The following is a 24064-nucleotide window of genomic DNA, read 5'->3' as shown; positions in this document are numbered from 1 at the left end:
CTCCTTTATAACGTAATAATCGTTGTAATGACAAAACTTGATAATGCTTGTCCGATTGCCTGTTCTTCGGAACTCATTTCCGAAAGCATGGGTTTGTTCTGTGACTTTTCAAAGTAATCTTTTCTTTTGTTTTTTTTAGTTCCATAACTTCCTAGGATATTTCTAAGTTGTGTTTTCATATGCATTCTCCTTGTTGTCTATAGTATAGAATTTATAAAGTTTTTGAACCATCGAATCTTCTTACACTAAACTTACAACAATGTCATCTTAAAAAAACACACCTTTCGGTGTGTTTAATCTTCAAGGATAATTGCTTTACTTGAGGAATAGGTAATGATGAAATAGATGAGATACATTACGATTATCGCGATTGTTGTAAGCAATGCAGGCATCATGGTATCGGGGGCAAGACCTGCAAGGTTTAAGTTTACATTCATCGCCTTAATGCCAACATAGGCGTGTATTAACGCAATGATAAGAGGTAAAAAGAAGTAAATTGATATTTGTTTAAGAATGGAGTTTTTGATGAGCTTTGAATCCGCACCAAGTTTTGAAAGCACACGATAACGTGCTTGATTATCACTGGCTTCTGAAAGTTGTTGAAGCGCTAGTACAACTACACTACTCAACAAGAAAACAAGTCCTAAATATAGGCCAACATACGTAAAGAGCAGTTCAGTTCCATTCATGGATTCTATAACTTCATTAGAACTAATAATGGAATGGTACAAGCCCAGTGACTTACCTTCTAGATTTTGATTAATCGTTGTTACAACATCCTCTTGTGTGCCTTCGACTCCAATATTATATACAAAAGTGTTTTGATTCCATGCATCCTTTGAAATCATTTTTGATTGTAAGCTTGGAAGATGGGAATCATTTACCACGAAAAGGGCACCATGAATCATCGATCCATTCGCAATCCTCACGGATTTTCCATCACGATTTTCCTGAAGTTTAAAGGATGTATCGAGAATATTGATGTGATCAAGTTTCAATAAATCATCAATTTGTAAACCTGCTGTAGGAGCTTTTTGGAAAAATACGTCCTGATTTGAAAGTTGAATGGGTTCCAATCCTTCATGCATGCGCAAGGCATTAAAATCCGATTGTGTCATAAATAGAATCCGTTGGTTACCATAAAGTTCGTGGGTCATCCCCATATCTTTCGCTTCAATTCCAAGATCATAAATCGATGCAGCAATATGATTTTTAATTCCCGCTACATCTTCAAATAGACTTGAGTAATCGTTACCTTCAGACCCCGCAACAACAACACTGACATCATATCCAGTTGCTTTCTCAACTTCATTTCCTAAAACATAATTTAAATTGAAGGCTGTCGCAAGAGCACCGATGGCGATCAAGAGCATCAAAGTAATCACCGCCATCATTTTATAGGTCGAACTAATTTTCGCGCTTACTTGACGGAAAACAAAGCTGTTTAAACCTGTGTTGTAGCGTTTTTGATTTATCTGCATAAATTTAAGCATAAAACCTGAAAAAGAAAGAAACAACATAAAGGTACCCAATGCTCCGGTCACAAGGACTAAAGGAAGCAAACGAATCAGTTCTAAGGGTTTTAATGCAAGTTTGTAGGCATATCCAATAAGTACACATGCCAGGATAAAGACCACGACACTCATCCACGTTTTACGTACCTTAAGCGTTTCATTTTGACGTTTAGAACGGAGTAAATCAATTAACTTGTACTTATTCAAAATGACACCGTTAAAGATCATTACGACCATAAAAATAATCATAAAACATACGATGGTTTTAAGGGTTGCGGACATAGAAAACACAAAATGATATTGTGTTGAAACACTTAAAACCTTCGCACTCAATAACGTTGTAATTTGTGATAAGGCAAGACCCAAGAGTAATCCTGAACCCAATGAAAACACACCAATATAGAGTGTTTCATAAATCAGAATGCGTGATATGTAGCGTTTGGGCATCCCCAATAAGGTATAGACACCCAATTCTTGATGACGACGTTTAATCAAAAAATGATTGGCATAAAGAATTAGAAACGCAAACACGACCGCAACTATATACGACATTGCATTCATAATGCGAATCAATGCTTCAACCATCGATCCTTGGGATGTACTTAAATTCATAATCGAAGCTTGCGCTCCAAAAGATGAGAAAACATAGAAAAGGGATACCGAGAAGGTTAAGGTAATGAAGTAGATAAAGAAATCTCGATAGCTCTTCTTAACATTACGAAGCGCGAGTTTAGAGTACATTAGCGGAATCGCCTCCAAGTAAGGTTACAACGTCAATAATCTTATCAAAAAAATCTTTACGGCTATCATTTCCTCGTACCAATTCATTGAAGATTTTCCCATCTTTAATGAAAAGAATGCGTTTCGCATAACTTGCACTGAAGGCATCATGGGTTACCATCATAATCGTTGCTTGTTCTTGTTCATTTAATTCTTGAAGTTTCTCAAGCAACATACGGCTTGATTTCGAATCCAATGCACCTGTCGGTTCATCCGCTAAAACAAGACTTGGATTGGTGATCAATGCGCGTGCTGAAGCAACACGTTGTTGTTGTCCACCTGACATTTGATACGGAAATTTTTGAAGAACCTCTTCGATATCTAAAAGACGCGCAACACTTTGAATGCGTTGATCGATTTCTTTATGGTTTATATTTTGAATTGTGAGTGCTAAAGCAATGTTTTCATATGCAGTCAGTGTATCCAGTAAATTAAAATCTTGGAAAATAAAACCCAGTTGCTCACGACGGAATCGTTGTAAGTGATCTTTCTTAAGTTTTGTAATATTTTGACCATTCACACCAATGGTACCGCTGGTCACCGAGTCAATTGTGGAAATGCAATTAAGAAGCGTCGTTTTACCAGAACCTGATGGTCCCATAATTCCTACAAACTCCCCTTTTTCAATTGTGAATGAGACACCATCAAGTGCCTTGGTAATATTTCCTTTTTTACCGTAGTATTTTTCGATATTGTTTACATCTAGTATTGTTGTCATAAGCAACCTCCTACAATTAGTCTAAAGAATTCTTGATGGTACTACCATTCATTATCATTACAGTTTTATGACATTATTGTCACTTACTTTTATTATAGTGTATTTGGACAAAAAAAACCTCGATCTCGAGGTTACTTAAACATCATTTGTGATTTTGGAAATACAAAGGTTACACAGGTTCCCTCATGACTCTCAATTTTAACGTCCAAATTGAGTTTACGGCTTAAGGTTTTCACAAGATACAAGCCCATACCTGTCGCTTGTTTATTTTGACGTCCACGCTCACCAGTAAACCCGCGCTCAAAGACACGTTCTAAATCTCCTACAGGTATTCCTGGACCATTATCACAGATTATAAGTGATATTGAATGTTCTTGGATTGAAGTTGTAACATGAACAATGCCTTCGCCCTCATCCACATACTTTAAGGAATTGGAAAGCACTTGTTTTATCATAAACTCAAGCCACTTCGGATCACTATAAACATTTGCTTCGGTTACATCCAATTCAATTTGTATCTTTCGTTGAATAAAAATGGGTGCGAGTTCTTTAATCACATTACGAATGTGTGTATTTAAATTGAGCGCTTGAATCATATAATCTTTTTCAAGTGAACTTGATCGTGCATAAAAGAGCACCTGTTCAAGGTAATTTTCAACATGACTCATTTCACGCATCAACAAATTCATCTCCGCACTTGAATGGTTCGAAGCAATTAACTTTGCACCGGCCAAGGGCGTTTTAACTTCATGGATCCAAAGTTCAATATATTCTTTGTAGTCTTCTTGACGACGCTTATAATCACTGACACGATCAGCCATCGACTTATTCACTTCTTCCATCACTTCAATCCAAAGCGTCGCGTCCAAAAAACAACCCTCAGGAATCATTTCCGTCAAAAGATACTTTTGGTCCAAACCTTCCAAATTCATCAACAGTTCATCATAAAATCGTTTTCGGCGTGAAAACTCTACCACCAATACCACAACCAACACCAAGCCCAGTAGAAACATAACAATCCCAACAATTTCATGTTGAACACCCACTGCTGTTAGGAAAAACAAAACAACCACTTCCAAAACCCCAACAAGAATCAGAAGATATGCTTTATCCGCCAAAAAATCTTTAGTTTTCATGAATTGTATATCCCATCCCACGCTTTGTCTCGATAAAGTCCACAATTCCAATTTCCTCAAGTTTCTTGCGTAATCGATTAATATTTACTGTCAAGGTATTATCATCCACAAACCAATCCGTATTCCATAGGTACTGCATTAGATCTTGACGTGAAACAATACTCCCCTTATTCGCAATCAAATATGAAAGAATTCGTAATTCATTTTTCGTAAGTTCTTGTTCTTGTCCCATATAGCGTACCATTCCACGGGGTGTATCCAACTCTACACCCCTAAGCACAGTTACTGCGTTATCATTTTTTTCATAAGCACGTCGTAAAACAGATTGTAATCGTGCCAATAGGATTTGTAAATTATATGGTTTGGTAATAAAATCGTCCGCTCCTAAGTTCATCGACATAAGTTCATCCATCGTACTGTTTCGACTTGTTACGACAATAATCGGAACGGCACTGATTTTACGGATTTCTTTTGCAAGATAGTGACCTTCAACTTCTGGAAGTGATAAATCCAAAAGCACACAATCAGCCACCTCTTGTTTAAACGTTTCCATAACGTTTTTAAAATCAGTAATGAGGGTTGTCTCATATCCGTTCTTTTTTAAGAAACTGCTCAATTCATTACGAATCGTATCGTTATCTTCAATGATCATGATTTTATACATACACTGCCTCCAATTAAATCTATTATACACGAATCTTGTTTAAGGTTTTCTTAATTTGAACTTCTCCACTCATGGTATAATACACATAAAGGAGGATTCACCATGAATCTTATAATCTATCAAGACGCTCACACACTTTCGCTCCCTGAATACATCCGTCAATCCTTAACGGATAAAGCAGAGCTTGCACATATACGACTCCTTAATGGTAATTTCTATATTATTCTTAACTATCCCAGTTCACCCGAGAACATTCAACCCATCTGTATTGAACAAATCGGTTTGGACTTTAATCTTTATTGTCATGAGTCCGTCTCTTTTTCGTCGGATGTTCGAAATACTTCCTTAACGGACCTTCTCTTGCATACGCTTAAAAACTACGAAGTCATGGTCCAAGTTATTAACGCCAAACTTTCTGAATATGAAGAGTCGATGGAGAATCTTGTTACGAAAGCAAACATTAAAGCACTTTTTAGCTTAAGTCGTAAGTTAATCCGATATCAAACAGCGATTAATGCTATTGGTGATGTTACTAACTATATCGTCGAAGCAAAACCCGAAGCCCTTTGGCTATCTGAACTTTCTTCTGAATACACAAACATCCGAATTGAAGTCAATCAATTAGTTCAAAATATCGAGATGTATCAACAAATTATTAACTCTATTGTTGATGTATCGGAATCACTTTTTTCAAATCGTTTAAATAAAATTATGCAAACACTCACATCAATTACGCTTGTACTCTCAGTACCAACATTCATCACAAGTTTTTATGGCATGAACATCGACTTACCATTTCAAGATCACCCGCATGCTCTATTAATTGTTTTTATGTTTAGTTTTTTCTTAACTCTTGGGGTAGTCATATTCCTGCGTAAAAAAGACTACTTCTAAAAATCGACACGAACATTTAAGACTTTCCCAATCACTTCTACCGGCAACATCAACACTTCTTCTGCATTGTAATATTGCGTGGGATAGTCCGGGTTGGTTGCCTCAAGTATCATCAAATCATCTTTTAAAATAACACGCTTGACCGTCACTTCATCGCCTTGAATTAAAACAACAGCGATATCACCCGAGACGATGTCTTGCGTTTTTTTTATGAAAATCAAATCACCCTCATAAATACGCGATCCCGTCATGGAATCACCCACAACCTTCAAAAAATAATCCCCTTGATCATACTCCCGTTTTGAAACTTCTTCATAAGCAATAATATCTTGATGGGCTAATAAGTCATACCCTGCTCTTACAACACCGAGAACGGGTTTAAAAAAATGATAAACCCAATAATCCGGAACATTGATTTTAAATAAATCTGACAAGCGTTCTTGCTTCTCTAAAGATATCTTTTTAATAATTCCTGCTTCCCACCGAGACACCGTCGATTTACTTACACCTACTGCATCCCCCACTTCTTCTAACGATAATTCATGCCGTGCTCTAAAAATCGAAACCAATTCTTGTAATGTCATAATCTCACCTCTTAACGTTATTATACGCAAAATGCAATCGCCAAACAACACGAGTGTTATTGTTGCGTAGTTCGATTGATTTACGCAATATTTTAACTTATACTGAGTCTATTGAGGTGATTTTATGAAACAACGCTATATTCTACATTGTGATATTGACTACTGTTTTGCGCAAATTGAAATTATGAAAAACCCTTCCTTAGCCGATGTTCCAATGTGTGTTGGTGGTGATGAATCAAAACGACACGGTATCGTCCTAGCACGAAATCCGATAGCAAAGGCCAAGGGTGTGAAAACCGCAGAGACCTTAAATGAAGCTCGACGAAAATGTCCCGGTCTTGTGATTGTCCCTCCTTCATTTGATGACTACCTAACGATAAGTAATCAAGTTAAAGACATTTATCGCGAATATACGGATAAAGTTGAATCGTTTGGAATTGATGAAGCATGGGTTGATATTTCAGACTCTTTATTACTCTTTGGAAAACCGGGGGATATCGCCACCGAAATCCGCAAACGAATTAAAACAGAAATTGGTTTAACCGTCTCAATCGGTATGAGTTTTAATAAGATATTTGCGAAACTTGGATCCGATTTGAATAAACCTGATGGGCTAACGATTCTTATGGAATCTCATGTGAAATCGATGATTTGGCCGCTTCCCGTCCAAGATTTACTCTACGTTGGTCCTAGCACCCAAAAGAGTTTAAATAAAATGGGCATTCGCACCATTGGTGATCTTGCATGTGCGGATGAAAATCAGTTACACACTCATATTGGCAAAATGGGGAGTTTACTAAAGTCTTTTGCGAATGGTGATGATACTTCAGAGGTGAATCCACACACCGACCCTGCCAAATCAGTCGGTAATGGCATGACCACCCCGCAAGACCTTGTCTCAATCGAAGAAGTTCGACGCGTTTTATTTGTACTTGCGGAGTCTGTTTCAAGCCGGTGTCGTAACATTGAGAAAAAGGGAAGTGTCTTACGAATATGCATTCGTAATAACCAGCTTGAAACCCTATCAAGACAAAAGAAACTCAATCAACCTACTAATACGGTCGATCAAATTGTGAATGAATCGCTTTTCCTCATCGAACGCTATTGGGACCAAAAACAGCCTTTACGCAGTATCACCATTACACTTAGTGATCTCGTTTCCACCACCCAACCCATTCAACTATCTCTCTTTGATGAATCAGTATCCGCAATTGATGAAACCATAGACAGCATTCGAGATCGCTTTGGACATCATGCCATCAAACGAGCCAATGTCCTGCTTCAAAAAAACCTCGAGAAACGAAACCCCAAAGCTCATATCACCAGTTTTGGTCATAACCAATAAAAAAACACCTCATCTCGAAGTGTTTTTTTTATGATTCTACTGGATGTTCTCGAGGGAAATTCATAACAACCTTAAATACATCGTCATCGACTGACCAAGTTGTTACTCCACCTAGTTGTTCAATGGTTTTGCGAACAATTTTAAATCCAAGTCCTCGTGACCCTTTATCCGTTGTTTTGGTGCTCTCCAAATCTTCATGATAAATCCCATCGAAACGATTGGAAATCATGACATCAATCCAATGATCACGAAGTTTCGATTTAACTGTAACGAAACGCTGTTCTTTCGGTAAAAGCAATGCTGCTTCATATGCATTCTTAAGGAGATTTGTAAAAATGCGCACGATTTCAAGCTCCGTTAATTTAATCGTTTCATCCCAGTAGAGTGTACATTCAAAGGTAATTCCGTCATTGGTACACGTATTCGCAAATTCCTGCATAATCGCATCTAGTAAACCATAATTCGAATATGTCGGATGAGTCGTTAAACCATCAGACATTTGAACCCCCATCTCATCTAAAATATGAATTGCCGTTTCATAATCATTTTTTCTTAACAAGGTATTGATAGTTGAGAGTGTATTTTTATAATCATGACGAAACTCACGAAACGATTGTGTATAAACTTGATACGACTTATAGTGTTTCACCTGCATATCCAATTGTTTTTGAAGCGCGACAGTTTGTTTTTCATATTCTAGTGCTTCACACGATCTTACGGAATTTGCTACTACAATTGCAGCGACCCCCATAACCACGATACAAGTAAAGAGATACATAAGCGTGAACCATTGATCATTGGCTGTATAACGCCCCCCAAAACTAACAATTGTCAAATAAAAACCCAGGGATAATTTCATAGTCGTCACAAATAAAACTTGATCTGTATTCCGAAATAAAGCCTGAATTCGGGATGTCGTAACAGAAAATTTTTGAAGAATTATAAATAAAACAATCACAAAAATACAAGTAGTTTGAAAGCTGATCAAGTCACTCATCTTTCCCGATGCAATATAACGAATTGGCATACCTGTAATTAACGAATACATACAAAACACAAAAGCGCGTACAGTATAGAAATAGAATACATGCCGAACACTTGCATATGCAGCCATTGTCGTTGATATTTTATAAATAATTTTAAAACTAATAAACATAACTAAAAGCATGAAAAGATAGCTGACGTACGCTTCAAAATCAAAGCGTCGCGAAAAAAGAACTAATATCGAACTTAAAATCATACAAATTGCCAACGAAATATTGCCGTATGATCTCATATCAGCATGGTCTCTCATAAAATATACTGATAAGTAAGTGTAAATGTAGTAGGTAATTGTGGAAGTAATCACTAAAAATAAATACAACATCTCTCTACTCCCAATTGTTTTCTACGAATTTATTGAAACTTTGCTTAACATCACTTTGGTATGCTTTACCAATCGGCAACTCTTCCCCATTTTCAAGACGAAGTGTCTGGTTTTTAAAGAGTACTATATGGTTTAAGTTAACGAGATAAGAACGATGTACACGAACAAAATTCCGATTCGCTAGACGTGTCGTTAAGTGATCCATGGTCTCATAAAAATCAAAATATTCATCGTTATTGAAATGTACACGCATCACACGACGATAAATCTCGAAGTGAGATATGTCTTTAAATGGAATACGTCGTGATTCCGCCCCGAAATTACAATCAAAAAAATCACCCGATCGTTTATCAATTTGTGTCAGTGCTTGTCCTAATACGGTACGAAAACGAGTATCATCCGTATCCTGCTTTATAAGATAATTGAATGAACCCACATCAAAGGCATCAAAAACAAAATCTGATGATGAAGTAAGAAAAATAATCTGCGAATTATAACCCATCCTACGGATTTGCTTTGCAACCTCCACACCATTAATTTCATCCATAAAAACATCTAGAAAAATAATATCTGGTTCTTCATAATGATCCGTTAACTCAAAAATCAAATCCTCACCCCGAGAAAATGAGCTTAGCTCAACTTCCAATCCTCGCGACATCACATATCGCTTAATCAAATATCGATATTTCTCAATGACATCATTATCATCGTCACACAAGACAATACGTACCATACAAGAACCCCCTATTCATTGATTGTATTATAACATGTTGCGTAAAAAGATACACAATTCACTAGGTATACGGTTCATATTCACTATACTTTTACCAGAATTTCATACAAGTTTTATCATCACAAATCCTGCCAAAATTAAACACATATATTTCATAACACATGTGTTTAATTTTCATGTTAATGTGGTATTCTTTCCGAAGAAAGGATGAGGTTTATGAAAAAAAACAATCGAATCGTAGTCCTGTTCTTAATGTTTACTCTATTAATTGGATGTCAGGCTACCCACCAAACCCGAACACTCATCACAGATAAATCATCAATCAACCATCCATTTATCGTTACCTACGTTACGGGTAAATTTTCCGAATATGGATACTCTGTAAATCAAGATGAACAAATTAAAATCTACAAAGACAATGAAGAAAAATGGACCTTCATCCAAACAGCTCCCGACAACACCGAAAGCATCATCACCGTAATGTGGGATGGTCAATCCGAGATAGCGGAAACAATTTTTGTGCAAGTGGCGAATAAAGTGGTGTATAAGAGATAAAATAACGTTTTGAAATAATAAGAGTCGAGAGCGTACTTTAAAAGAAATAGTAGATTATTTAATAAAAAAACTAAGATTTTGAACAGACCATTGGTCTTTCTCATCAAGTCTTAGTTTTTTCACTTACACTTTAACCTTAAGAAGATTGTGAAATCACTTGTACAGCTTTGAAACTATACTAGTAATTATCTCTCTTCCTCTATTCTCTATGAATTTTTTGGATCGAGTCAAATTGTTTTTTTCATTTTCAATTTCTTCAATTACTTCTACTAAAGTTTGATGACTTGGATATATAGACCTTTCCAAAATTTTTTCCTCAACATACGTACCAGGTTTTAGGTCATAAAGAGTTCGATCTTTTTTTGACTTATTATTTGCTTCATCCAATAACATGATATTTCCTAGACTCCCCGCTGGAACATCATATTTCTTATACTTGCTGTCTTTGCTAACTATTTTTCTTGGAATTATATGTTCAAACTCATATTTATCAAAGGTGAAGCCACCTTCCAGATTAGAATAAAGTGTAATTAGTGATTTAGATATATGGTCAAATTGAATACTAGAAGTTAATCTGGTTTCAAACCACTTTAGTAAACTCGCCTCTATTTGATCTTTCGATAGAACCACAGTATACCTGTTTTGACCATCTATATATATTTTATCTAGCTTTCCATCACCTGCACCGGACCAATAGTTGTTACATAAATCTTCTAGATAATAATATATTAAATTATTATATGTTTTAGTTGTCTTGGTCTTAGTATTCTCGTTTACGATTACTTTATTGTCGACAATAGAATACTTCACGGACCAAATGGATGCAAAATATGACATAATTTGAAAATTTGTTGCACCATCTAAGCTACATTTATTTCCGCTACTTATACCAGGCATTTTAAAATAACTATCGAACACTTTATTAGTTTTTCCGTATATATCTAATGTCTTTTCCACAATATTTTCTATAAAATCGGCACCATTGTCATCATTAAATAATTTCTTGAATGCAATAATTTCATGTAATTTTTTGTTGCTTTTTTTTAGTACAATAGCAAGTGTAGAATATCCTAGTTCATTTGCTAAATCTTCTGTGTTCTTACGAGAACTTTGAAAAAAAGCAGGTAAAGATTCTATTATCAACATCCCATAAGCATAACAAAATTCTGAAAGATTAATTTCATGTTTATTTCTAATTGTTTCTGCATCGAAATCTTCGATTTCAATTTCTCTCGACTGCAAAAGATCCTCGTATCTATCAATAACAATGCGTTCAATTTTCTGGTTATACTTTAATTCATTAAGTCTTATAATTGTATCGCTCCATTGTGCAGCAAAAACCTGATACTTAGACAATTTTTTTCCGCCTCGGTTCAAATTTTCAAATACAATAGCTAATTCACTTTGATCACCTTTAAATTCTATACATGGAATTTTAATGCTTTGAATATCAATTTTTTTAGCAATATCTTCAAAAACAAGTCCCTGAATATCACAAAGATTCGCTACTATATAACTCTCGCTAAGCCTCTCATCAATGACTTGAGATTCATTATTTAGACTTGAGATTCATTATTTAGACTCGAAATTCTATCAAACAATTCTGAAGCTTTAAGTCTTTCTTCAGAACTCTCTTTGATTAACAACTTTACAATGATATCCACTTTGTCTCTAATCGAGCTGTAGGTATTCGAATTAACTTTGTCTCTAGTATAACCAATAATATCTAGTATTTTTTCAGTATAAATTGTAAGGTCAATGTATTCCTCGGGGTGATCCTTAAAATCCTTTATAGTACTGAATCTTTGCAGTCCGTCTATCAAACTAAATTTATCATTATCTTCATATTTATAGATTAGAATAGAACCAAATGGATACCCATTTGAAAGCGTTTCTATAAACTCTTGCTCTTGCTTTTGTTTTTTTACTCCAAACCAAGCGTCTTTGAAATTTTGGTACTACGATCTTGTATTCTAGTTCAGTATACTCGATCATCGATATATCGTAATTACTTCTCATTTTTGTCCCTCCACTGTTTACATACTATATTACTATATATTTTATAGCAATAAAGCATGTAATTTACGCTACTTACTATTAAACTTATGAATTCATTACAATAATAATTTTTATGTTAAATTTATATTACTAAAAACCTGTTATGTACGAGTATATATCATGTCTAATAGTATGTTTCATTTTAAAAACCACATTAACGATCGGTAATTCTTTGTTTTTAGCAATTATTGTACTTTCTTTAATCTGTATCGGTTCCATTTCTCCTAAATAGAAAAATTGTCCAAGTTCTGCATCTTCTTTTTTGACAAACAATGAGATCAATGTATTTTTCTCTTTTGAATTTTTTATAGCTTCAATTTCTGGACCAGTAATTTTAACATTATTTCTGCTCATCCAACTGAATGTATTTTGATCAATAAATTTATCATCATACCGAATCGAATCCTCAATTTTATCATCCTTATGATAAGTTACAAAAATTGGAATTGTATTGTTCTTAACCATATAACCATAAACAGCAGCAGATGAGTCCTTTTTCCAGTTAAATAGCCAGCACATATCTTTACGAGTATATCGTTCATATAAAACCATACCTGATTCAACTTTTCTATCTATATATTTTTCATTATAATTAACTAAACCTAAATCGATGATTCCTCGTAAATGAAATGAAAGTGTACCCATATTTTGGGAATGACTTAATTCATCATTCAAAATCCAATCATTATTTTGTGCAATGATTATCGGCTTAGAACCGTACTTAACAAAGAGATCTGATTTTACGAAACCCAACTGTAACATGTTTATCGTAGAATCATACTCAGCCTCGTTTCTGCACAAATCTCGAACCATCTGATCATTAATTTTTCCTTGATTTAATATTATCTCGAGAACTCTTAATTCAGTATCTCTTTTTCCTGAAGAAACTTCCTTCGATAACATCGTTAGGATTCCAATTTCATAGTCAGAAAGAGTCCCTTCGTAAGTTGTATCAATTTTCTTAAGGAATGTGAAATAGTTTCCATAAGAAGATGATTTAATAAATAATTGAGGATCAATTGATTTTTCAGTTATAAATTCTTGTAATGCAGGAATTCTTCCCAGTCTGTATTTTAAGTTATTATATTCTAAACGTAAGTGCTTTGTAGCTGAAAAGTTTGTATTATCAATTACTTTATAAATTTGTGTTAACGCTGTCTTATCGAATTCTACAGTTGAACTTCCGGGAATCGTGCTTTTCCCCTCAATTAAGTATTTTTTAATCTCATCCTTGGAATAGCTTCGGTTTCCGGACAGTGCAATTGGAATCATGTAGTTATTTGAATAGTTTCCTATAAAATCAATTACCACAACATAATCCTTATTTTTTGATAATCTTAATCCGCGTCCAAGCTGCTGTATAAAAACAATAGATGACTCTGTCGAACGAAGCATCACCACTTGATTAATTTCTGGGATATCAATTCCTTCATTAAAAATATCTACCGTTAAAATATAATTAAGATCGCCATCATCAGAGGTGAGACGTACAATTGCATTTTCACGCTCCTCTTGTGAATTTTCCCCGGAAAGTGAAATAGTTCTGATCCCTCGTATATTTAGTTTTTTAGACAACTCTGATGCCTCTTGATTTGTACTACAAAACATAAGCCCTTTAAGTTTATTACCACAATGACCATAGTATTTTGTATATTTCAATATATGTTCGATACGATCTTCTGAAACCAATTGACCAAACTGACTATGATCATTAATAATTTCTCCATCAATTTGCAAATCTGTTATTCCAAAATAATGAAAAGGTACTAACATATTCTCTTCTAGAGCTTTTTGCAATCGTATTTCATAGGCAATGTTATAGTCAAAGAGCTCAAAAACATTTAGAGAGTCACTTCGCTCTGGTGTAGCAGTCATTCCTAAAAAGAACTTTGGTTTAAAATACTCCATTACATTTAAATAGGAATTAGCAACTGATCGATGCGCTTCATCTATAACAATATAATCAAACTCATTTTGTTTAAATTTTTGAAGGTTTTGTGGTCTAGAAATTGTTTGAATGGTTGTAAATAAGAAATCAAACTGGTCATCCTTATAATTACCACTAAATAATCCCATTGATCGATCGCTAATTATCGATTGAAATGTATTCATTGCATCCTTCGCAACTTGTTCTCTATGAATAATAAATAACATTTTTTTTGGTTTTATCGCTTTTACATCAAAGGCAGCTAAATATGTTTTTCCCGTGCCTGTTGCTGAAATTACAAGTGCTTTTGTAGCACCTTGCTTTCTAAAATTTTTTAAGTTTTCTAAAGCTTCGCTTTGCATTTTATTCGGTTTAATTTTTTCTTCAAATTGATTCAAATCTTCAATTTGTTCTTTAATTTGTTGATGTATATTATATTTTTCTTCATACTCGTCGATCCATGAATTAGTCAGAACTGTCGAGTTTTTCCATAAATAATCAAACTCATCAATGGAATCCTTATATATTTTTCCATCTTCTAAAGAACTTAACTTAATATTCCACTCGTTGTTTGTTGTTAATGCACCTTGAGTGAGATTTGAACTACCCACGATAAGGTTAGAATATCCTTGATGGTGAAAAATATATCCCTTAGAGTGCAGCGGTTTATTTTCATGTACACGTATTTCGAGATTAGGATATGACATTAATTTCCTAAAAACACGTGGGTTATTAAAATATAAATAAGATGACGTAATTATTTTCCCCTTTATATCATTCTCGATACAATGTAACATCTGATTCGCCAGGATGCTTAAACCACCTTCAGTGATGAAAGCAACAGTCATTTTGTATTCTTTACATGTAAGAAGTTCTTTCTGTATTGTCGTTAATACTTTCTCTCCACGTCTATAATCATTTATAAGTAAGTCTGTTAGTAGTTTTTCATTTGATAAAAGTGTGTTATCTAAATATGATGTTTCTAAACTACCCTTGAGTAATGCTGTTAGTTCCATATTTATTTTCCCCCAGATTTATTTATAGTTTATCACTTTTAATAATACTTTGCGCAAGTTTAGAACCTATTATAACCCCAGTAGTCAATCCCGAGGAACCCAACCCACTTGCTTGATATACACCCGGTTCGCCTTCTACTTCCCCATAGAAAGGACTAAAGTCCGAGCTCACAGCACGTGTTCCTACACGTACGTGATCAATTTCAAGTTTATCTATATCTGGGAAGTGTTTCTTAGCCTCACTTTTGAGGTATTCACTTGAATTCGGATCGATATCTAAATTAAATCCTTTTTCATTTTCATGGGTTGCACCAATGACCAATTGTCCTTGATTTCCATAAAGAAAGTCAATTTCTCCCTGTGGCATAAATACGGGATAGTTATGATTGGGCTCGAGAATATTCTTGAATTCTATAAGTTGTCCTTTTTGCGGTTTCACACTGAGTTCCTTATTTGGAAATTGTTCTTGTAACCAAGCCCCACAAGCAAGGATGACTGCATCATAGGCTTGCCCATCAACCATAAGCTGATTTTCTTGACGTGACCAGTACACGCGCTTATTGATTACGGTAAGATTTTCAGCTTCTTTCTGTAATGTCTCGATTAGTTTTAAGCCATCGACCTGTGCTCCACCTGAAACATAAAGTGCTCGATCACATTGAATAAAGGGCGGTAACTTTTCTTGAAGTGCTTCGCCTTCTAAAATTTCCACTTCCCCCATCTCAGGTGCGTCGATGCGACGTTGTAATGCGATTTTATAGAGCTTATCTAATAATTTATCATGTGTTATAAGTGCGCCACTTTGACGATAATAGGATGTGTCTTTGAGGTCTTGGTTCAACGTTTGATAGAATGCTGCTCCTTCACGTGCGAGTTGGTACCATTCTTGATTGTGACGCTGACTAACCCAAGGACAGATAATACCCACCGCTGCTTTGGTTGCTTGTCCCGTTGTATCATCATATAGGGTAACTTGGTTGCCGTGTTTACTTAAATAATAGGCAGCTGTCGAACCAACAATACCGCCGCCAATAATTGCGATTTTTTTCATCTTTGATCCCCTTTTACTTCTCTTATACTAGTGTATCAAAATATACCAGATATGTAACAAAATTGTAACTTTCGTCATAAGTTCAAAATAATGATGTATACTTTGTACTATAACACTAGTATAGTGTTGATTTTTCTTTCGATTAAATTTATAGTTATAAATAGATTACGGAGTATCGCTATGCAAAATAAAAAAGGTCTAACGACACAACAAGTAAAACAATTAACTCAGGAAGGCAAGGTCAATCGTCTACCTAAACCCGAAATTAAATCAAATGCGCAAATCATTTTCAGTAATGTATTTACGCTTTTTAACTTATATAACATTATTATCGCATCCGCACTTGTTTATGTAAAAGCATGGACAAGTTTATTCTTTATGGGTGTCATCATTTCAAATACATTCATGTTTATTTTCCAGGAAATACGTTCTCGAAATTTAATCAGCAAACTCAATATTATTATCTCTCCAAAAACGACAGTGATTCGTGACGGTCAACGACTTGAACTGGATAACGAAGACATTGTTCTTGGTGATTTGGTTTATTATGAGGCAGGAAATCAAATCAGTGCCGATGCACGGATTGTGGATGGTGCTGTGGAAGTTAATGAGTCCCTTCTTACTGGTGAAGTTGATCCTGTCGATAAAACGGTTGATGCGGAAATTTTATCCGGAAGTTTTATTGTCAGTGGTGCGTGTTATGCAGAGATTATTCATGTTGGAAAAGACAACTACGCCATTAAAGTAACTTCTGCTGTGAAAACTAACCGCGTTATTTCTTCTGAACTGCTTAAAACGTTTAAAACGGTTACTAAAATTACAAGTTTCTTTATTATTCCAATCGGTGCCATTTTACTTTACCAAGGTCTTGTACTACGAGGTCAAGCTTTTGATTCAGTAATTGTTAATACTGCAACTGCACTACTTGGTATGCTTCCACAAGGTCTGGTACTGCTCACTACCTTAGTCCTTATTGGAGCCGTCTTAAAACTTGGTTCTAAGAAAACACTTGTACAAGATTTATACGCAATTGAAACCTTGTCGCAATCCAGTGTACTGTGCTTGGATAAGACAGGGACATTAACACATGGTGTAATGAAGGTAATTCACGTGGAAACACTTGATGAGATTCTCTATGAATATATGAGTTCGTATATCGAAAACTCAAGTGATAACAATGCTACATCGACTGCAATTAAAGACTATTTTGAAGTCATTCCAACACAACTTAAAGCTGTCGAACAAATACCGTTCTCCTCCGCGAGAAAGTGGGCGGGGATGAATTTTTCTAACAATCACGCAGTGCTTGTTGGTGCCCCTGATATTTTACTCCCAGGAACACGAATTCCTGAAAAAGTTGAATCTTTACGACGGGATGGTGCACGAATTCTATTAATCTGTGAGTCCCTATCACCCGTTCATAAAGATAGTTCTCTCAAAGGAATTTTACCGCTCGCTTACATTGCCTTAGAAGATCCAATTCGTGATGACGCATACGATGCTATACAATTTTTCCGAGAAAATGATGTTACTGCAAAAGTTATCTCAGGAGATAACGTAGAAACCGTTGCCGCGATTGCTCGCAAAGCAGGTATTGAAAACTATCAAAATGTTGTAGATGCACAATCTCTAAAAACGGAAGAAGACTTAACGGAAGCCATTCTTAATTGCAACGTTATTGGTCGGGCAACGCCAAATCAAAAACTTGATTTTGTACGTATCCTTCAAGAACATGGTGAAAAAGTTGCCATGACTGGTGATGGTATCAATGATGTTCTTGCTTTAAAAAACTCTGATTGTTCTATTGCTATGGGAGAAGGTAGCGATGCAGCCTTGCATATCTCACAAATCGTTGTAATGGACGGACAACTCTCGACACTTGTAGATGTTGTGAAAGAGGGGCGTATGGTGATCAATAACATCACCCGTTCCGCATCCATGTATTATCTACGAACAATTCTAACCATATTTATTGCCATTACTGCAGTGGTTATGAATGTTCCCTTCCCGTTTATTCCCTTCCAGATTACATTAACAAATATGTTTATTGATGGATTCCCTTCATTCATGTTGTTGTTCCAACCAAGTTATGAACGGCCTAAAGAACGAATCCTTAACCATGTTTTACGTCATGCATTCCCAAATGCCATGACCATTATTCTGTTGTGGCTCTTCCTAAATATTTGGGGAACCCACTTTGGATTAACAACAGAGGTTGTTCAAACGATGATGTACTTTATTAACGGTTATGTATCAATCGGTATGATCTACCGCATCTACAAACCCCTCAATCTGTATCGAACAACGGTCCTTATCATCAATGTTATTGGATTTGGACTTGCAACGAAACTCTTCTGGCCTCTCTTAGAACTTCAACCACTCAGTCCAGAACATGCGCAATTCACTGCAATCCTTCTGATTGTTGCCATCCCTATTGTAATCATCATCCATAAATTAGCCCTTATGTATATTGATTACACAAATACAAAAAACATCTAGAAAACACAAACACCTTCCAAAATGGAGGGTGTTTTTTGGTTTAAACCTAGAAGTGTGCTATGATTAAGACAGAAAGGATTGATATTTTGAATGAATTGATCGAAGCAATTCATCATAATGACATTGATTCAGTTCAGACAATCCTTATCAACGACCCACACGTCGTATCTCACCCTTCAGGTGATCGTTTGCAATCCCCCCTACAAGAAGCAATTCAAAACAGTCGTCTTGAAATTGCTCAGTTAATTATTGAAACAAAGGATAATGTTAACTTTATGGTTCAAGGTGAACTCGAACATTGGCAGCAACCTATTTTACACGTTGCCATTAGTGAAGCCTTGAATCATTCACGTTATCCCCGACCTCAACGAGACGGCCCTAAAAATGATGGGGTTCTTTTCGACAAGCATCTTGCTTGTCTTAAACTCTTGCTTGATGAGGGTGCGGATGTCCATGGTCAAGATTCATTTGGAAATACGCCTCTTATGCGAGCTGTTTTAGATGTCATTAATATTGATTTGGGAATTGTTGATTATGAATTTGAAGAAGATATTCGTCGTGTGTTTGGATTACTCATTGATAAGGGTTCTGATATTCGTGAAGCTACAAACACGCGTAAGTCTATTTTTGAACTGTACCGAAATCATAAAGTGATGAATTATATACCAAAAGGATGAGGATTTTACTCATCTTTTTTATTATCTCCGCTTAATTTTGATATAATAGTCAAAATTAGGAGGTTTTTTATGGCAAAGAAATTAGTACACCGTAGTGACGTTAATCCTGAACATACATGGGATTTAAGTGGTCTTTTCAAAACGGAAGAGGACTACAATCAAACATTTGATGAGCTTGAAAAAGAAGTCGATACGTTTGTTTCTACTTATAAAGGGCAATTAAGCACGCCTGAGATGATTGTTGAGGCATTAGGTGTCTACGCACCAATGTATGAGAAAATGGTTCACCTTGGCACTTATAACAGCCTTAGTGCTTCCGCAGATCAATCAAATGAAGAAACCATTCAACGTTATGGTCTTTATGCAATTCGCACAACTGAAATTTCTAATAAACTGACATTCTTTACATCTGAAATATCTGGCAATGATTATAAAACATTAGAAGATGCAGCACAGCTCGATGAATTTAGTAAAGGATTTTTAAAACAGATTCTTCGTGAAAAACCACATGCTTTATCACCTGAGGTTGAAGCTGCTGTTACCGCATTAAATGCCGCATTGGATGCCCCTTACAGTATTTATAATCGCGGTAAACTTCAAGATATGAGTTTTGATGATTTTGAAGTCAACGGAAAGACATATCCCAACAGTTTCGTACTTTTTGAAGGCGAATGGGAATATGAGATCGATCATGATGTACGTCATAAAGCATTTGAAGAGTTTTATGGAAAACTTGCGGAATACCAACATACTTTTGCGGAAGTCTACCAAACGCAAGTTCTCAAAGAAAAAGCACTTGCAACCCTTAAAGGCTTTGACTCTGTGATTGATTATCTTCTTTTCGATCAAGAAGTCTCACGCGATATGTATGATCGTCAAATTGACTTAATCACAGAACATCTGGCACCACACATGCGTAAATACGCTCAATTACTCCAATCCGTTCATGGTTTGGAGTCCATGTCATTTTTCGACTTACTTATGCCCTTAGATCCTGGATTTGAACCGGATATTTCAATTGAAGCATCACGTGAAAAATTACTTGAAGGATTAAGCATTCTTGGTGACGACTATCTTGCGATGGTTAACCGTGCTTTTGATGAACGCTGGATTGATTTCCCACAAAACATTGGAAAATCAACGGGTGCATTCTGCTCAAGTCCTTATGGCGCACACCCTTATGTCCTTATTAGTTGGACTGAACGTATGCGTGAAGTCTTTGTCTTAGCACACGAGTTGGGTCATGCAGGACACTTCTACCTTGCCGGACAAAATCAAAATATTTATGATACACGTCCTTCCCTTTACTTCATCGAAGCACCTTCAACCATGAATGAACTTATCATGGCAAATCACCTAACAACTCAATCTGAAGATCCACGCTTCAAACGTTGGGTTCTATCTACAATGATTAGCCGTACCTATTATCATAACTTTGTAACCCATCTTCTTGAAGCGGCTTATCAACGTGAAGTATACCGTGCCGTAGATGCTGGTAAGCCTTTATCAACATCAGGCCTTAACGCTATGAAGCGCTCAGTACTTGAAGCATTTTGGGGTGATGTGGTCACAATTAATCCAAATGTTGAGCTCACATGGATGCGTCAACCACATTACTATATGGGACTATACCCTTACACTTACAGTGCTGGATTAACCATCGCAACTGAAGTAAGTCAAAAAGTCTTAAACGGAACTTTGGACATTGAACGTTGGAAAGACGTATTGAAAGCCGGAGGAACCAAAACACCGCTTGAACTTGCGCAAATGGTTGATGTTGATCTTTCAACAGATGCACCATTACGTCACACCATTGAACACATTGGCTCGATGATTGATGAAATTATTGACCTTACTGAACTAATGAAATAAACCACAAAAAAATGCCGAAACATCAAGTCGATGTCCCGGCATTTTTTTGTTATGTTGTTTGTTGGTAATCTTCGATAATCACCAACAATGCATTACAAAGCTTGTCATAGCCTTCATCATTGCGATAGGCAAGATCCATGTCATAATCAGCGAGTAATGCTTTTTCCGAAATTTGACCTGCTTCGACACGTTGAGCTGTTTGACCACTTTTACGAATCTCTTTAATAATATCCAGACACTCATGAATGGTCGTTCCTGATAAGGCTTTTTGCTTTTTAATAAATTCAGTAATGTTATCACAATATGCTTCAAATTCATCATTCCAGTGTTTGTTCTCATGGGTTTGAGCTTCCGTACGTAAACTTTGGATTTGTTTTAATACTGCCCCAAATACATGATCACCTTCAGGAATTAGATTTGCTAATTTTTCATTACAAGGTTCCATAAAGAATAAACCTCCTTTAATAAAATATATCATGTTTGTTTCCTTAAATTCACATTAATTATGAAGAATCAAAGGAATTCATGGGTACAATTTTAAAATGGCAATTGATTCAGGTATGCATCGAGACTTTTATCTGCGCTTATGATTTTTTCCGAAAGTGCCCCAACATAACGATAATGCCATGGTTGAAATGCATATCCGGTCTCTTCTTCTTTGCCTTCAGGATATCGTTGGATAAAACCAAATTGATATGCGTTGTCTTGAAGCCATTGATACGCTTTTGTCTCAACAAACTCCAGTTCATTCCAAGTTTCAATATCATCACCACCGATATCAAATCCATATCCACTACGATGTTCAGAACAACCATCTTGCCCTCCATAACGATGGGCAAGTTCGATTCCATACCGTTCTTTGTTGCCTTCATACAACTGGTTTTGGAATTCATGCGAATGATAACTACTTATTTTTCTTAATACAATACCGTCTTTCAGTGCTGCGGCTTGCATGTATAAAAATTGATTTTCAGCCTCATAACGCGGACCCGGTTCATAACTGGGTGGTAAACAATGACCACGGTCAACCACCAGAATTCCCTTCCGATAGACACGTGTACCGTCTTCCATTTGATAGATATCATCCAGTTCTTTAGCGAAAGCATTGATGCGTTCTTCAAACTGATTTAATGCCTCCATGGTTTGAATGCTCCCTAAATCATCCTTTAATTCTAGATAAGCAAGACGATGGGTTGAAAGGACATCACGTTGTTCATAAAACTTCAGAACACGCATATAATCATCAATGAGATCTAAACCTTCAACAGTTAGGTTATTTTGAATAATAGGTTGTGTTATTTCAGGACTTGTTGGTTTGCATCCTGTGATGAGTAGAAGTGTGATTCCTACGATTATTTGATATTTTTTCTTCATATTCCTATTCTATCGCATTCATACCACAAAAAAAAGGATTCCGAAGAATCCTTTTGGGGATTATTTTTGATATCCGATAACACCACGGCAGATTGTTGTTTGGACATTAATATCATCATCACAAATAACGATATCTGCATCTTTATTGATCGCAATGCTTCCTTTGCGTCCAAAGATTTCTAAGTGTTTCGCAGCATTTTCTGATGACATCTTCACAAGATCATGCATTGGAGCACCCGTAAAGTGTTTGATGTTACGGACTACAAAATCCATTTCAGCTACTGAACCTGCAAGCGATCCTGTCGCAATACGGCATTCTTTCCCTTTTTTAATAACTTCTTGACCACCAAGGTCATAATTACCATCAGGAAGTCCTTTCGCGCGCATTGAGTCTGTAATCGCGATAAAGTTCTCTGCACCTTTAATTTGGTATGTCGCTTTCACAACATCCGGATTTAAATGAATACCATCACAGATCATTTCTGCTTTAAGTGTTGGATTCATAAAACCAGCTGTAACGGCCCCCGGTTCACGGTGATGATGTGGTTTCATCGCATTATGGAAGTGTGTTAAGTTTGAGAGTCCATTCTCAATTTCATCTTCAATTTGTTGGCACGATGCATCCGTATGACCTGCGGAAGGCACAACATTTAACGAACGTAAGTGATCGGTAAATCCAATTTCTGCTTCTTCTGGTGCATAAGTAATGACCTTAATCATTCCTTCTGAGACATCCCAGAAATGATCAAATGCTTCAAGTGTTGGTTTTAAAACATATTTTGGATTTTGTGCTCCAATATGTTTAGCGGAAATAAAGGGTCCTTCTAAATGAATCCCTACGATTTCTGCTTCCCCAGGTTTATTATTGTTTTTCGCATACTTCACAATCTCACCTAAAGCTTTATCTACAGCTTCAACGGATTGTGTCATGGTCGTTGCACAATAAGATGTGGTACCTTCTTTCGGTAAGAAACGCGCAATGGTTGCGACTGCTTCTTCAGTACCATCCATATTATCAGCACCATTGGCACCATGAATGTGTTGATCAATGAATCCTGGTAAAACATTCATTCCCTTCGCATCCACAATTTCACCTGAATAAGCGGGAACATTTTCCATTAAACCAAGCGCCTTAATGGTTTCATTTTCTGTAAGCACATAACCGTTTTCGATTACGCGGTCTTCTAAATAAATACGTCCGTTTATAATTAACATCGTAATTCCTCCTTGTAACCTTTGTTTACCTTATAATTATAGCACTCTTAATCCGTAACACAATTATAATAAACAATAGTTTTGTT

20 protein-coding genes and 1 pseudogene are annotated in these 24064 nt (G+C 35.9%); 6 read left to right on the top strand and 15 right to left on the bottom strand.

The window, feature by feature from the left end:
* Nucleotides 1-5: 5 nt before the first annotated feature.
* The 5 genes from EL194_RS03020 to EL194_RS03000 all read right to left on the bottom strand — a co-directional run bounded on the left by EL194_RS03020 (nt 6) and on the right by EL194_RS03000 (nt 4812).
* The gene (locus EL194_RS03020; RefSeq protein ID WP_123244838.1) at nt 6-179 is read right to left on the bottom strand and encodes a translation initiation factor IF-2; all 174 of its coding nucleotides are present in this window, start codon (nt 177-179) and stop codon (nt 6-8) included.
* 114 nt (nt 180-293) lie between these two features.
* A complete protein-coding gene (locus EL194_RS03015) occupies nt 294-2255 on the bottom strand; it encodes an ABC transporter permease (protein WP_003775156.1) in 1962 nt (653 codons plus the stop codon).
* Nucleotides 2245-3012 carry an ABC transporter ATP-binding protein gene (locus tag EL194_RS03010; RefSeq protein ID WP_003775155.1) on the bottom strand — a complete coding sequence of 256 codons (768 nt, stop codon included), beginning with the start codon at nt 3010-3012 and terminating at the stop codon, nt 2245-2247. The genes EL194_RS03015 and EL194_RS03010 overlap by 11 nt, the downstream gene beginning before the upstream one ends.
* 131 nt (nt 3013-3143) lie before the next feature.
* Nucleotides 3144-4148: a sensor histidine kinase gene (locus EL194_RS03005; RefSeq protein WP_003775152.1), complete on the bottom strand. Its 1005-nt coding sequence runs from the start codon at nt 4146-4148 to the stop codon at nt 3144-3146.
* A complete protein-coding gene (locus EL194_RS03000; RefSeq protein WP_003775151.1) occupies nt 4138-4812 on the bottom strand; it encodes a response regulator transcription factor in 675 nt (224 codons plus the stop codon). Before EL194_RS03000 ends, EL194_RS03005 begins: the two co-directional genes overlap by 11 nt.
* Nucleotides 4813-4914: 102 nt before the next feature.
* On the opposite strand from EL194_RS03000, the gene EL194_RS02995 reads away from it, so the two are divergent.
* The gene (locus EL194_RS02995) at nt 4915-5706 is read left to right on the top strand and encodes a CorA family divalent cation transporter (RefSeq protein ID WP_003775147.1); all 792 of its coding nucleotides are present in this window, start codon (nt 4915-4917) and stop codon (nt 5704-5706) included.
* On the opposite strand, the gene EL194_RS02990 is transcribed toward EL194_RS02995, so the two are convergent.
* Nucleotides 5703-6290, bottom strand: a complete 588-nt coding sequence (locus tag EL194_RS02990; protein ID WP_003775145.1) for a LexA family protein — start codon at nt 6288-6290, stop codon at nt 5703-5705. The genes EL194_RS02995 and EL194_RS02990 overlap by 4 nt on opposite strands.
* A gap of 124 nt (nt 6291-6414) precedes the next feature.
* Here EL194_RS02990 and dinB point away from each other — a divergent pair, with 124 nt between their 5' ends.
* Nucleotides 6415-7635: a DNA polymerase IV gene (gene dinB, locus EL194_RS02985; RefSeq protein ID WP_003775143.1), complete on the top strand. Its 1221-nt coding sequence runs from the start codon at nt 6415-6417 to the stop codon at nt 7633-7635.
* A gap of 28 nt (nt 7636-7663) precedes the next feature.
* Here the strand turns inward: dinB and EL194_RS02980 are convergent, their stop codons facing one another.
* Both EL194_RS02980 and EL194_RS02975 read right to left on the bottom strand, forming a co-directional pair.
* Nucleotides 7664-8911 carry a sensor histidine kinase gene (locus EL194_RS02980; RefSeq protein WP_232012995.1) on the bottom strand — a complete coding sequence of 416 codons (1248 nt, stop codon included), beginning with the start codon at nt 8909-8911 and terminating at the stop codon, nt 7664-7666.
* Between the two features lie 94 nt (nt 8912-9005).
* Entirely contained in the window at nt 9006-9734 is a 729-nt protein-coding gene (locus EL194_RS02975) for a LytR/AlgR family response regulator transcription factor (protein ID WP_003775139.1), read from the bottom strand.
* Nucleotides 9735-9950: 216 nt separating this feature from the next.
* Here EL194_RS02975 and EL194_RS02970 point away from each other — a divergent pair, with 216 nt between their 5' ends.
* The gene (locus EL194_RS02970; protein WP_013853163.1) at nt 9951-10289 is read left to right on the top strand and encodes a hypothetical protein; all 339 of its coding nucleotides are present in this window, start codon (nt 9951-9953) and stop codon (nt 10287-10289) included.
* Nucleotides 10290-10442: 153 nt separating this feature from the next.
* Here the strand turns inward: EL194_RS02970 and EL194_RS02965 are convergent, their stop codons facing one another.
* The 4 genes and pseudogenes from EL194_RS02965 to EL194_RS02950 form a co-directional block, all read right to left on the bottom strand.
* The gene (locus EL194_RS02965) at nt 10443-11645 is read right to left on the bottom strand and encodes a hypothetical protein (protein ID WP_013853164.1); all 1203 of its coding nucleotides are present in this window, start codon (nt 11643-11645) and stop codon (nt 10443-10445) included.
* A gap of 200 nt (nt 11646-11845) precedes the next feature.
* Nucleotides 11846-12199: pseudogene (locus EL194_RS08735) on the bottom strand (DUF262 domain-containing protein); the annotation flags it as partial.
* A gap of 238 nt (nt 12200-12437) precedes the next feature.
* Nucleotides 12438-15290, bottom strand: a complete 2853-nt coding sequence (locus tag EL194_RS02955) for a DUF3427 domain-containing protein (protein WP_115354972.1) — start codon at nt 15288-15290, stop codon at nt 12438-12440.
* Between the two features lie 22 nt (nt 15291-15312).
* Complete coding sequence (locus EL194_RS02950; RefSeq protein ID WP_003775133.1) at nt 15313-16341, bottom strand: NAD(P)/FAD-dependent oxidoreductase; 1029 nt, start codon at nt 16339-16341, stop codon at nt 15313-15315.
* A 180-nt stretch (nt 16342-16521) separates the two neighbouring features.
* Here EL194_RS02950 and EL194_RS02945 point away from each other — a divergent pair, with 180 nt between their 5' ends.
* From EL194_RS02945 to pepF, 3 genes are all read left to right on the top strand, one after another.
* Complete coding sequence (locus EL194_RS02945; RefSeq protein WP_003775132.1) at nt 16522-18840, top strand: HAD-IC family P-type ATPase; 2319 nt, start codon at nt 16522-16524, stop codon at nt 18838-18840.
* A 59-nt stretch (nt 18841-18899) separates the two neighbouring features.
* Nucleotides 18900-19517, top strand: coding sequence for an ankyrin repeat domain-containing protein (locus tag EL194_RS02940; protein ID WP_003775131.1), 618 nt, complete (start codon nt 18900-18902; stop codon nt 19515-19517).
* Nucleotides 19518-19586: 69 nt separating this feature from the next.
* A complete protein-coding gene (gene pepF, locus EL194_RS02935; RefSeq protein WP_003775130.1) occupies nt 19587-21389 on the top strand; it encodes an oligoendopeptidase F in 1803 nt (600 codons plus the stop codon).
* Nucleotides 21390-21438: 49 nt separating this feature from the next.
* Here pepF and EL194_RS02930 read toward each other — a convergent pair whose 3' ends face one another.
* The 3 genes from EL194_RS02930 to nagA form a co-directional block, all read right to left on the bottom strand.
* On the bottom strand, nt 21439-21834 hold the full coding sequence (locus tag EL194_RS02930) for a hypothetical protein (RefSeq protein WP_034886744.1): 396 nt from the start codon (nt 21832-21834) through the stop codon (nt 21439-21441).
* Between the two features lie 92 nt (nt 21835-21926).
* The gene (locus EL194_RS02925; protein ID WP_003775126.1) at nt 21927-22763 is read right to left on the bottom strand and encodes a M15 family metallopeptidase; all 837 of its coding nucleotides are present in this window, start codon (nt 22761-22763) and stop codon (nt 21927-21929) included.
* 60 nt (nt 22764-22823) lie between these two features.
* The gene (gene nagA, locus EL194_RS02920; protein WP_003775124.1) at nt 22824-23978 is read right to left on the bottom strand and encodes an N-acetylglucosamine-6-phosphate deacetylase; all 1155 of its coding nucleotides are present in this window, start codon (nt 23976-23978) and stop codon (nt 22824-22826) included.
* Between the last annotated feature and the right edge of the window lie 86 nt (nt 23979-24064).

The organism is Erysipelothrix rhusiopathiae, assembly GCF_900637845.1.
GTDB classification, from domain to species: domain Bacteria; phylum Bacillota_I; class Bacilli_A; order Erysipelotrichales; family Erysipelotrichaceae; genus Erysipelothrix; species Erysipelothrix rhusiopathiae.
This window is presented reverse-complemented; position numbering and strand designations above follow the sequence as displayed.